A 10,932-nucleotide genomic window follows, 5' to 3' on the forward strand; every position below is an offset into this window, starting at 1 on the left:
GGCAGGGTCGAGCTGGCCTTGGGCGCCGACGAGAACAGCGCGTGGGGCCGGTGTGGCGGACTGCGGCGTCGTCGGCCAGCGCCTCGATGAGCAGGCGCACCGCGTTGAGCGCGTGCCCACTGCGCACGATGCGGGGGAACGCGGCGTGCACTGCGGTGAACATCTCGAGCACCAGGTCGTGCCGGGCCCGAAGGTGCGCCCGCTCGTGCGACAGGATGGCCGAGATCTCGTTGTCCGCCAACGTGTTCAGCGCACCCTCGCTGACCACGACGCGGCTGCGCACGCCGGGCAGGCAGTACGCCAGGGGTTGATCGACGTGCAGGATGCGCAGGCCGCTGGCCGCCATCGGCCGGGTGGGGTGGGCGCCGACGAGGTCGACGATCATGCGGTGATGGGCGCGGCGGCGGCGGGTGGCGATCGCCACCTGCAGGATCGAGCCGATCAGCCGTGCCCCGACGACGAGGGTCAGTGCGAACACGACGACGTAGGTGGTCCACAGTGCCCACCCGAGGTCGTCGTACGCGGTGACGATCGTCGCGGTGGGCCGACCGTCCGGTCCGGGCTCGAAGAGCCGACTGGCGATCGCGATACCCGCGGAGAAGAAGGACAGCACCGCGGCCAGGGCGATCGACTGCCAGAGCACGATCGCGGCGCGGGGGGCGCGCAGCGGCCAGGTGGCGCGCGCCAGCATCGCAGGCACCGGCCCTGACAGAAGCAGGGCGACGGTGGTGAAGGCCAGCGCGGACACGCTGTCAGTGTCTCTCAGCCGGTGGGGTGATCGCTACCGGGTCGGTGCGCGCGGTGCTTGTCCTCGAGTTCTGCCAGCGCCCGGCGCAGCGCGTCGGCCTCGTCGGCGCCGACCCGCTCGACGAAATGCACCAGCGCCGCTTCCCGACTGCCCGAATCAGCGGCCTGGTCGAGGGCGTCGACCATCAGGCCTGCGACCAGTTCGTCGCGTCCGTGTGTGGGCGCGTAGCGGTGCGCGCGGTCGTCCCGATGCTGGACGACCAGGTTTTTCTTGGCCAGTCGCTGCAGCACGGTCATGATCGTCGTATAGGCGAGTTCGCGGTGCGCCGACAGGGATTCGTGCACCTGCCGCACGGTTTGCGGTTCGCCCGCGGACCACAGGTGGTCCATCACCGAGCGCTCGAGCTCTCCGAGCCGTGTCAGCTTGGCCATCTTCCGTTTCTCTCCTACCGGCGGTGGTTCCGAGCCTACTACGGGATTACTACCGCGTGTCGTATCAAGTTCCTGGGAACTGGCGACGGGCCGACGCACGTCGTTGCGTTGACCAACGTCAGCACGCCTGGGCGTGGTGCCGTCGAGCGTTGTGAGTCCGATCACAGCCGGTTATCACCCCCTCAATATTCGTGATTATAGTAAGGCTAACCTAACTCGAAACGGAGGTGTCGTGACGGTCCTGGTGGACGATCCCCTGATCGCGAGCATGTCGATCCGCCGCACCCTGCCGGTCCACGAGTCCAGCCGGCGGTTGCGCGAGCTCTACCGCGAGTGCCCGCGGGTGTACGGCGTCGCGGTGATGGGGGACCTCTCCCGGCGGCGGTGGTGGCCGCTGGCCGAGGTGCTCACCACCGACCGGCTGGGCCGGATGTACGAGACGGCCCTGGCGGAGTCGGGTGGCCCGGCGGCGGTGACCCAGCAGCTCGCGGCCACCTTCGCCCACGTCGTGGTGGGGCGCGTGATCCCGCTGCTGGTCCTGGAGGGCCGCGCGTGGGACACCGGCCCGGAGAACCTGTGGGTGCACGTCGACTCCGAGGGCGCCATCGACTGGGTCGGGGTGGCCGATCCGACGCTGCGCGCGCTGCCCGACGATCCGGTGTTCGACGGGCGGGCGGCGGTCGTCGACGACGGGATCGTCGCGCTGCCCAGCGAGGCCGCGCTGACGACCTGGGTCGCCCACCGCAGTCACCGCGCGCTGGCACCGCTGTTCGGCCGGCTCGCTGCGGTCAGCGGGGGCGCGATGCCGGTCGCGGCGATGTGGCATGCCGTCGGGGTGGCGGCCGTCGGCGCGGCCACCCGGATCCCGGTGCTCGCCGGCACCAGTGAGGTGGTCAGCATGCGGCGCGCCCAGGCGGTGCTCGACGCGCTCGTCGGCTTCGGCGCCCCCGTGCGCGGGTCGCGCGCGGCTCACCGCGGGGAAGCCCTTGCTTGATTAGGGCAGCCTTGCCTATATTCATGGGCAGTGCCACACCGTCGGAAAACCATCGGAAACCACCGGACCGCGCCGGAGTCCTGAGGGCTGCAGAGACCCCCGGTCCGACCGAAGGACGGGCCCCACGCTCCCGCGTGGGGCCCGTCCCCCTTTTCGGGGCCCGACGGCAGGCGTGTAGACACGATCCGTGACTGATCTTCCCGATGGAGTCGGCGGCGGCTTCGACAAAGAACTCGGCCTCACCTATCTCGACATGAGCCCGGACGGCGGACACGCCACGCTGGAGATCACCGAGAAGTTGTTGCAGCCCTGGGGAATCGTGCACGGCGGCGTCTACTGCGCGGTCATCGAGAGCATGGCGAGCGTCTCGGGCCAGGTGTGGCTCTCCCAGAACGGGGGCGGCCACGTCGTCGGCGTCAACAACAACACCGACTTCCTGCGCGCGATCAACACCGGCACCGTGACCGCGGCGTCCACGCCGATCCACCGCGGCCGCCGCCAGCAGTTGTGGTCGGTGACCATCACCGATGAGTCCGACCGGCTGGTGGCGCGCGGTCAGGTCCGGCTGCAGAACCTGCCCGAGGAGTAGGCGCACGCGCGTGCGCTGCTGACTGTCGCGCGGCGTGGCAGGATCGCCCACTATGCGCCTGACCCCGCATGAACAGGAACGGCTGCTGATCTCGTATGCGGCCGAACTGGCCCGCCGCCGGCAGGCCCGCGGCCTGCGACTCAACCATCCCGAGGCCGTCGCGGTGATCACCGACCACATCCTCGAGGGTGCCCGGGACGGCCGGACCGTCGCCGAGTTGATGGTCAGCGGACGTGCCGTGCTCGGCCGCGACGAGGTGATGGACGGTATCCCCGAGATGCTGCACGACGTTCAGGTCGAGGCGACCTTCCCCGACGGCACCAAGCTCGTCACCGTCCACGATCCGATCTCGTGAGGCGGCGGCGATGATTCCCGGAGAGATCGTCTTCGGCGACGGCGACATCGAGCTCAACGCCGGCGCGCAGCGGCTCGAGCTCGACATCGTCAACACCGGCGACCGGCCCGTGCAGGTCGGCAGTCACGTTCATGTGCCCCAAGCGAATTCGGCCCTGCAGTTCGACCGCACCGCCGCCCACGGCCACCGGTTCGACATCCCCGCGGGGACCGCGATCCGGTTCGAGCCCGGCGTCACCCAGCGCGTGGGCCTCGTGCCGCTGGGCGGCACCCGCGAGGTGTACGGCCTGAGCCTCGACCCGCCCGGCAGATTGGACGGACCGGTATGACCTCCCTGTCCCGGGCCCGCTACGCGGCCCTGTACGGCCCGACGACCGGCGACCGGATCCGGCTGGCCGACACCGACCTGTTCGTCGAGATCACCGAAGACCGCAGCGGCGGACCGACACTCGCCGGCGACGAGGCGGTGTTCGGTGGCGGCAAGGTGCTGCGCGAGTCGATGGGCCAGTCCCGCGCCACCCGCGCGGACGGCGCCCCCGACACCGTCATCACCGGCGCGGTCATCCTCGACTACTGGGGGATCATCAAGGCCGACATCGGGATTCGTGACGGCCGCATCGTCGCCATCGGCAAGGCGGGCAATCCGGACATCATGTCGGGGGTGCACCCCGACCTCGTGGTCGGACCGTCGACGGAGGTCATCGCCGGCAACGGCCGCATCGTCACCGCGGGGGCGATCGACTGCCACGTGCACCTGATCTGCCCGCAGATCATGGAGGAGGCCCTCGGCGGCGGCATCACGACGATCGTCGCCGGCGGCACCGGACCCGCCGAGGGAAGCAAGGCCACCACGGTCACCCCGGGGTCGTGGCACCTGGCGCGGATGCTCGAGGCGCTCGACACGTGGCCGCTCAACGTCGCGTTGCTCGGCAAGGGCAACACGGTGAGCGCCGAGGCCATGTGGGAGCAGTTGCGCGGCGGCGCAGCGGGTTTCAAGCTGCACGAGGACTGGGGCACCACCCCGGCGGCCATCGACGCCTGCCTGACGGTCTCCGAGGCCGCCGGCGTGCAGGCCAACATCCACACCGACACCCTCAACGAGGCGGGCTTCGTCGAGGACACCCTCGCCGCGATCAAGGGTCGGTCGATCCACGCCTATCACACCGAGGGTGCGGGCGGGGGACACGCACCGGACATCATCACCGTCGCCGGCAAGCCCAACGTGTTGCCCAGTTCCACCAACCCGACCCGCCCGCACACCGTCAACACCCTCGACGAGCACCTCGACATGTTGATGGTGTGCCATCACCTCAACCCCAGCGTGCCCGAGGATCTCGCGTTCGCCGAGAGCCGGATCCGGCCCTCCACGATCGCGGCCGAGGACCTGCTGCACGACATCGGGGCGATCTCGATGATCGGCAGTGACGCCCAGGCCATGGGGCGCATCGGCGAGGTGGTGCTGAGGACGTGGCAGACCGCGCACGTGATGAAGCGCCGACGCGGCTTCCTGGCGGGGGACACCCGGGCCGACAACACCAGGGCGCAACGGTATGTCGCGAAGTACACGATCTGCCCCGCGGTCGCGCACGGCATGGACCACGAGATCGGCTCGGTCGAGGTGGGCAAGCTCGCCGACCTGGTGCTGTGGGAGCCGGCCTTCTTCGGGGTCCGTCCGCACGCGGTGCTCAAGGGCGGCATGATCGCCTGGGCGGCGATGGGCGACGCCAACGCCTCCATTCCCACCCCGCAGCCGGTGCTGCCGCGACCGATGTTCGGCGCCTCACCGGCCGCGGCCGCCGCGACCTCGGTGCACTTCGTCGCCCCGCAGGCCCTCGAGGACGGTCTGGCCGACCGGATCGCGGTGCGGCGCAGGCTCGTCGCGGTGGGCAACGTCCGCGCGGTGGGCAAGGCGCAGATGCCCCTCAACGACGCGCTGCCCGACATCCAGGTCGACCCGGACACGTTCACCGTTCGCATCGATGGTGAGGTGTGGCAGGAGCAACCCGCCGCGGAACTCCCCATGGCGCAACGGTTCTTCCTGTTCTGATGGACACCCTCGCCACCCTGCTCGTGCTGGCAGATTCGCGGCTGCCCACCGGCGGGCACGTGCATTCGGGCGGCATCGAGGAGGCGGTCACCAGCGGTCTGGTCGTCGACCTCGCGACGCTGCGTGCCTACCTCGGACGCCGGATCCGCACCACCGGACTGGTCGCCGCGTCGCTGGCCGCCGCCGTCCACGAGGGCACATTGACTGCGGCGGTCGGGGGTACCGGCGACAGCGAGACCGACGCGCGCACCCCGGCTCCGGCCGCCCGAGCGGCGTCGCGGGCCCAGGGCCGCGGGCTCGTCCGGCTGGCCCGGCGGGTGTGGCCGGACACCGACTGGGACGCACTCGGCGCCACTCCGCATCTGGCGGTCGCCGCGGGTGCGGTGGGCCGGGCGAGCGAACTGGCCCCGGGGCAGACCGCCCTGTCGGTGGTCTACACGACGATGACCGGATCGGCGACGGCCGGCCAGCGCCTGCTCGCCCTCGATCCCGGCGACGTCGCGGCGCTGACGTTCGCGCTGGCGCCGCTGTGTGAGAGGACCGCCGCCGAAGCCGTCAAGGAACTCGCCGACCTGTCCGATCCGCTCCTCGACGTCCTGGCCCAGCGCCACCTCGACCGTGACCGTCCGTTGTTCGCGTCCTGATCCGAAAGAGCCGCCATGCCACCACATCTCATCGACGGAGTCGGCCATTCGCACGGCCACGCCGACCGCCCGCGCCGCACCCGCCGGCCGGGTGAACCGCTGCGGATCGGGGTCGGCGGTCCTGTCGGCTCCGGCAAGACCGCCCTGGTGGCCGCGCTGTGCCGCACGTTGCGCGACGAGCTGTCCCTGGCGGTGCTGACCAACGACATCTACACCACCGAGGATGNGGACAAGCGGTTCGACCATGCGGTCGGCCCCGGGACGTCATCGTCACCACCGAGATCGAGCATCACGCGAACCTGGTGCCCTGGCAGGAACTCGCGCAGCGCACGGGTGCGACGCTGCGCTGGTACGGCGTCACCGAGGATGCGGACTTCCTGCGCCGCAACGCCGTGCTGCCCGACGACCGCATCGCCGCGGTGCAGACCGGCGGCTGCCCGCACACTGCGATCCGCGACGACATCACCGCGAACCTCGACGCCATCGACGACCTGATCGCCGCGCACGACGAGCTGGATCTGATCCTGGTCGAGTCCGGTGGCGACAACCTCACAGCCACGTTCTCGTCCGGACTGATCGACGTGCAGATCTTCGTGATCGACGTCGCCGGCGGCGACAAGGTGCCCCGCAAGGGCGGGCCCGGCGTGACGTTCTCGGATCTGCTGGTGATCAACAAGACCGACCTGGCGCCGCTGGTCGGCGCCGATCTGGACGTCATGCGCCGCGACGCCGCGGCCGCCCGGGGGGACCGTCCGTTCGCGCTGATCTCGCTGACCGCCGATCCCACCGCCGGCCCGGTGCTGGAGTGGGTGCGCGAGCAGCTGCGGGTCGCGCAGGCGGTGTAGATGCGCTCCGACGTGCTGATCGTCGCGCGGGCCGGCCGCTCACCCCACCTGGAGTGCGCGGGCGGGATCGCCGCCCGCCGGACCGAGCCCGACACGGTGCATCTGGTGTCCGCCGCGGCGACACCGCTGGGCGGTGACGCGATCCGGCTGCGGGTGGTGGTCGAGGAGGGAGCCCGGCTGGCGGTGCGCACGGCCGCGGCGACGATGGCGCTGCCCGGGGCGCTGACCACCGAGTCCCATGCGAGCTGGGACCTGGAGGTGGCCGGCGTCCTGGATCTCGATCCGCAGCCGACGATCGTGGCGGGCCCGTCGCGCCACGTGACGTCGACGCGTCTGGCGGTGAGCGCCGGCGCGGCGGTGCGGCTGCGCGAGCGCGTGCAGATCGGCAGGACCGGGGAGCGCGACGGCTACTGGTCGGGATCCCTGCACGCCGACGTGGACGGCGTCGCGCTGCTGCGCCACCGGGTCGAGTTGGGCAACGGCTCGTTCGCCGACGACGAGATCGCCGCGCCGCGGGCCTGTGTCAGCGAATTGCATTATCCCGCAACCGACGTCGACACCGCTGGCGTCACGCTGGCACTGGCCGGCGGCGGCTGTCTGGCCACCTGGCAGGGGGAGCGGCTCTAGCTGGCCGCTTTCTCCTCGACGGCCGCGGCGATCTCCTCGAGTTCCTCGATCCTGGTGCGCGCGTAGGCCTGTTGCTCGGTGATGGTCAGCTGACCGCGGTTGCTGCCCAGGAACGTCACCGTCCACGACAGCAGCGTGGCGATCTTGGTCTTGAAGCCGACCAGGTACACCAGGTGCAGCAGCAGCCACGCCAGCCAGGCGATGAAGCCGCCGAACTCCAGCGGGCCGACCTTGGCCACCGCGTTGTACTTCGACACCGTCGCCATCGAGCCCTTGTCGAAATAGCTGAACGGTTCGCGCTGCGCGGGGTCGGCGCCCTTGAGGCCGGCGATGATCGCCTTGGCGGCGTACTTGCCGCCCTGGATGGCGCCCTGCGCCATGCCCGGCACGCCTTCCACCGCGGCCATGTCGCCGACGACGAACACGTTGGGGTGACCCGGGATCGAGAGATCGGGGAGCACCTTGACCCGGCCGGCGCGGTCGAGTTCGACGCCGGACTGCTCGGCGAGGTCGCGGCCCAGCGGGCTGGCCGACACGCCGGCCGACCACACCTTGCAGGCCGCCTCGATGCGGCGGATCTTGCCGTCGGGGTCCTTGACCGTGATGCCGTTGCGGTCGACGTCGGTCACCATGGCGTTGAGCTGGATCTCCACGCCCATTTTCTCCAGCCGTGCCTGCGCCTTCTTGCCCAGCTTCTCGCCCATCGGCGGCAGCACCGCCGGCGCGGCGTCGAGCAGGATCACCCGCGCCTTGGTCGGATCGATGTGCCGGAAGGCGCCTTTGAGCGTCTGGTCCGCCAATTCGGCGATCTGCCCGGCCATTTCGACACCGGTCGGGCCGGCGCCGACGACCACGAATGTCAGCAGCTTCTCCCGGCGGGCCGGGTCGCTGGACCGTTCGGCCTGTTCGAAGGCGCCCAGGATCCGGCCGCGCAGTTCGAGCGCGTCGTCGATCGACTTCATCCCCGGCGCCCACTCGGCGAAGTGGTCGTTGCCGAAATAGGACTGACCGGCGCCGGCGGCGACGATCAGGCTGTCGAACGGCGTGATGTAGGTGTGGCCCAGCAACTCCGAGCGCACGGTGTTGGTCTTCAGGTCGATGCCGGTGACGTCGCCGAGCAGCACCTGCGCGTTCTTCTGCTTGCGCAGGATCACCCGGGTCGCCGGCGCGATCTCGCCCTCGGAGATGATTCCGGTCGCCACCTGGTACAGCAGGGGCTGGAACAGGTGATGGGTGGTGCGGGCGATCATTTTGATGTCGACGTCAGCCCTCTTGAGGGTCTTGGCCGCGGTCAGCCCGCCGAATCCCGATCCGATGATGACCACCTTGTGGCGATCGGATGCGATGGCTCCGGGATGGGTCATGGCTACTCCTGTGCACGGTGCTCTCGGGTGTCCTTGGCGGAACTTCTTTACCCATTCAGAACAACCAGAACCTTAGCCGCCGCACTTCCGGGCGGCGCGGTGAGATGCCCCACCGCGCCGGCTCACCCCGTGACCAGCGGCTTGAGCGCCTCGCCGAGGGCCGTGATCTGACCCGGCTGATAGCCGACGGTCTGGGTCGGGACGAACAGGATGACCCCGTCGATCCCGGCGTCGAGCACCTTGGTCTGGATCTGCTCGGCCACCTGCTCGACGCTGCCCGCGACCATCCGCTGCCGGAAGTCCTCGGGGATCATGTCCGAGGTGACGCCGTCGCCGACGACCGCGCCGATGAGCATGCTGGTCTCCAGCGTCGCGGGGTCGCGGTCGATCTCCTCGCAGCGCTGCTTGACGACGTCCACCTTGCGGGCGAGTTCGTCGAACCCGGCGATCACGTTGAGGTGGTCGAAGTGCTTGGCGGCCAGCGGAATGGTCTTCTTCTCGCCGCTGCCGCCGATCATCAGCGGAATGTGGTCGCGGAAGCGGGGATTGGCCAGCGCCTCCTGCGTGCGATAGTGCTTGCCGGTGACGGTGGGACGCTCACCGGCGAGCATCGGCAGGATGATCTGCAGCGCCTCGCCCAGCTTTTCGAATCGGTCGGTGAACGTGCCGAACTCGTAGCCGAGTTGGTCGTGCTCGAGTTCGAACCACCCGGTGCCGATGCCCAGGATCGCGCGGCCGGCGCTGATGACGTCCAGCGTGGTGATCGCCTTCGCGAGCAGGGTGGGGTTGCGGTAGGTGTTGCCGGTGACCAGGGTGCCGAGCTGCACGGTGTCGGTGGCGGCGGCCAGCGCGCCCAGCGCGGTGTACGCCTCCAGCATCGGCTCGTCGTAGTTGCCGATCCCCGGCAGTTGGTAGAAGTGGTCCATCAGGAACACGGAGTCGAAGCCGGAACTGTCGGCTTCTTTCGCCTGCGCGACGACGGTGGGGAACAGTTCCCCGACGCCGGTTCCGTACGAGAAGTTGTTGATCTGAAGCCCGAGTCGAATCGTCACGAGTCAGACCCTACGCATCGGGCGGGGCCCGCCGTCCGCCGTTTCACTCGGCGCGAAGCGCGGAATAAACGGTGCGCCTGCGCGGTTGCCGGTCCTCTGACATCGTCGGACTCGCCCCCGCAAGCGGGTGGTGCCCCCGCAACGCGGCTCGTACCTCGCCGCTTGATCGTCGTCCTCAGCCGAAGTTGGCCAGGGCGCCGTGGCTGACGTGCAGGGTCTGCCCGGTGATGTGCCGCGCGGCGGGCGTGGTGAGGAACAGCGACAGCCGGGCGATCTCGGCGCTCACCGACGGGGAGGTGGTGCCCAGGCCTTCGTAACCGGGCTCGGCCCCGCGTCCCATGGCCACCGCGTTGACGGTGATCCCGCGGATGCCGAAGTAGTGCGCCTGTCCGGCCGTCCAGTCCGAGACCGCGGCCTTGACCGCCGCGGCGGCGCTGCCTTCCCGCAGCGCGTCACCGATGACCGTGACGATCGAGCCACCGGAACGCAGCTGGTCGCCGAGCACCTGCACGGCCAGCACCGCGGAGAGCAGGCCGGCGTCGAACAGTCCCCGCCATTCGGCGGCGTGGTCGACGATTGTGTAGGCGCGCGGGTCGCCGGCGTTCCAGGTGGGGGCGGGCACGTTGATCACCGTGTCGAGGTGTGCGGGGAACTGGTCGTGCGCCGCCGCGATCGCGGCAGGATCGGCCATGTCGACGGCGATGGCGTCCGCGTCGAGTTCCTTGGCCAGCACCTCGAGGTCGTCGCGGTGACGTCCGGCGACGATCACCCGGTGCCCGGCGTGGCTGAAATTCTCGGCGATCGTGCGCCCCAGGTCGGTGTCGCATCCCGTGATCAAGACATCCATCATCGGCCTCCTGTTGTGTTCGGCGCTGAACCCCAGCGAGTCGGGCCCATGTTACTGGACGGTAGCTAGCCGACGGACACCGGCGCGCCGCCGGCGGTAACGCCACGGGGCGGGGTCGCGATCAACCGTTCGTCGACGTCGTACAACGGCGGCCCCGCACCCCGCGCCACGCGCGGGGCGCTCACCATGCGAGCAATCAATCAAAACTCTCTGACATGCGCCTATGCCGGTGCTAGCAATGTCACAATTTGGCACATTCTCAGCTACTCACACTTGCGTCACGGCTGTAACACGGTAGTTTCTTCCCCATGCATGAGCGAGACGTGCCTTCCCCCCGCCGCAGGAGCCTGCCGACCTCGGTCGGGCTGGTCGCCCTGACCGGCGCCACCG

Annotated in this window: 13 protein-coding genes and 2 pseudogenes; 10 read left to right on the forward strand and 5 right to left on the reverse strand. The window is 70.0% G+C overall.

Annotation, left to right across the window (positions count from 1 at the left end; translation table 11 throughout):
* A partial coding sequence (locus MCHUDSM44219_RS26420; RefSeq protein WP_048421247.1) for a M56 family metallopeptidase occupies nucleotides 1-748 on the reverse strand: 748 nt, incomplete at its 3' end.
* A 14-nt stretch (nucleotides 749-762) separates the two neighbouring features.
* Nucleotides 763-1,179: a BlaI/MecI/CopY family transcriptional regulator gene (locus MCHUDSM44219_RS26425; protein ID WP_048421248.1), complete on the reverse strand. Its 417-nt coding sequence runs from the start codon at nucleotides 1,177-1,179 to the stop codon at nucleotides 763-765.
* Between the two features lie 232 nt (nucleotides 1,180-1,411).
* Here MCHUDSM44219_RS26425 and MCHUDSM44219_RS26430 point away from each other — a divergent pair, with 232 nt between their 5' ends.
* The 10 genes and pseudogenes from MCHUDSM44219_RS26430 to MCHUDSM44219_RS26465 all read left to right on the forward strand — a co-directional run bounded on the left by MCHUDSM44219_RS26430 (nucleotide 1,412) and on the right by MCHUDSM44219_RS26465 (nucleotide 7,279).
* Nucleotides 1,412-2,173, forward strand: a complete 762-nt coding sequence (locus MCHUDSM44219_RS26430; RefSeq protein ID WP_048421249.1) for a hypothetical protein — start codon at nucleotides 1,412-1,414, stop codon at nucleotides 2,171-2,173.
* Nucleotides 2,174-2,360: 187 nt separating this feature from the next.
* Complete coding sequence (locus MCHUDSM44219_RS26435; protein ID WP_048421250.1) at nucleotides 2,361-2,762, forward strand: PaaI family thioesterase; 402 nt, start codon at nucleotides 2,361-2,363, stop codon at nucleotides 2,760-2,762.
* 52 nt (nucleotides 2,763-2,814) lie between these two features.
* The gene (locus MCHUDSM44219_RS26440) at nucleotides 2,815-3,117 is read left to right on the forward strand and encodes an urease subunit gamma (RefSeq protein WP_048421251.1); all 303 of its coding nucleotides are present in this window, start codon (nucleotides 2,815-2,817) and stop codon (nucleotides 3,115-3,117) included.
* Between the two features lie 10 nt (nucleotides 3,118-3,127).
* Entirely contained in the window at nucleotides 3,128-3,445 is a 318-nt protein-coding gene (locus MCHUDSM44219_RS26445; RefSeq protein WP_048421252.1) for an urease subunit beta, read from the forward strand.
* The gene (locus MCHUDSM44219_RS26450; RefSeq protein WP_048421253.1) at nucleotides 3,442-5,163 is read left to right on the forward strand and encodes an urease subunit alpha; all 1,722 of its coding nucleotides are present in this window, start codon (nucleotides 3,442-3,444) and stop codon (nucleotides 5,161-5,163) included. Before MCHUDSM44219_RS26445 ends, MCHUDSM44219_RS26450 begins: the two co-directional genes overlap by 4 nt.
* Entirely contained in the window at nucleotides 5,163-5,807 is a 645-nt protein-coding gene (locus MCHUDSM44219_RS26455; protein WP_048421254.1) for an urease accessory protein UreF, read from the forward strand. The genes MCHUDSM44219_RS26450 and MCHUDSM44219_RS26455 overlap by 1 nt, the downstream gene beginning before the upstream one ends.
* A gap of 15 nt (nucleotides 5,808-5,822) precedes the next feature.
* Nucleotides 5,823-6,033 (forward strand): GTP-binding protein (locus MCHUDSM44219_RS29265; protein ID WP_162232109.1); only part of this gene is annotated, 211 nt, incomplete at its 3' end.
* A 1-nt stretch (nucleotide 6,034) separates the two neighbouring features.
* Nucleotides 6,035-6,163, forward strand: a pseudogene (locus tag MCHUDSM44219_RS31800) (aminotransferase class V-fold PLP-dependent enzyme); the annotation flags it as partial.
* Nucleotides 6,164-6,166: 3 nt separating this feature from the next.
* Nucleotides 6,167-6,652, forward strand: a pseudogene (ureG, locus tag MCHUDSM44219_RS26460) (urease accessory protein UreG); the annotation flags it as partial.
* A complete protein-coding gene (locus MCHUDSM44219_RS26465) occupies nucleotides 6,653-7,279 on the forward strand; it encodes an urease accessory protein UreD (RefSeq protein WP_048421255.1) in 627 nt (208 codons plus the stop codon). It abuts the pseudogene before it with no gap.
* Here MCHUDSM44219_RS26465 and MCHUDSM44219_RS26470 read toward each other — a convergent pair.
* The 3 genes from MCHUDSM44219_RS26470 to MCHUDSM44219_RS26480 all read right to left on the reverse strand — a co-directional run bounded on the left by MCHUDSM44219_RS26470 (nucleotide 7,276) and on the right by MCHUDSM44219_RS26480 (nucleotide 10,542).
* Entirely contained in the window at nucleotides 7,276-8,643 is a 1,368-nt protein-coding gene (locus MCHUDSM44219_RS26470; RefSeq protein ID WP_048421256.1) for a type II NADH:quinone oxidoreductase Ndh, read from the reverse strand. The genes MCHUDSM44219_RS26465 and MCHUDSM44219_RS26470 overlap by 4 nt on opposite strands.
* A 122-nt stretch (nucleotides 8,644-8,765) precedes the next feature.
* A complete protein-coding gene (locus tag MCHUDSM44219_RS26475) occupies nucleotides 8,766-9,695 on the reverse strand; it encodes an LLM class F420-dependent oxidoreductase (RefSeq protein ID WP_048421257.1) in 930 nt (309 codons plus the stop codon).
* Nucleotides 9,696-9,870: 175 nt separating this feature from the next.
* Nucleotides 9,871-10,542 carry an SDR family oxidoreductase gene (locus MCHUDSM44219_RS26480; RefSeq protein WP_048421259.1) on the reverse strand — a complete coding sequence of 224 codons (672 nt, stop codon included), beginning with the start codon at nucleotides 10,540-10,542 and terminating at the stop codon, nucleotides 9,871-9,873.
* Nucleotides 10,543-10,932 lie beyond the last annotated feature (390 nt).

Origin of the sequence: Mycolicibacterium chubuense, assembly GCF_001044255.1 — a bacterium.
Taxonomy (GTDB): Bacteria; Actinomycetota; Actinomycetes; order Mycobacteriales; family Mycobacteriaceae; genus Mycobacterium; species Mycobacterium chubuense.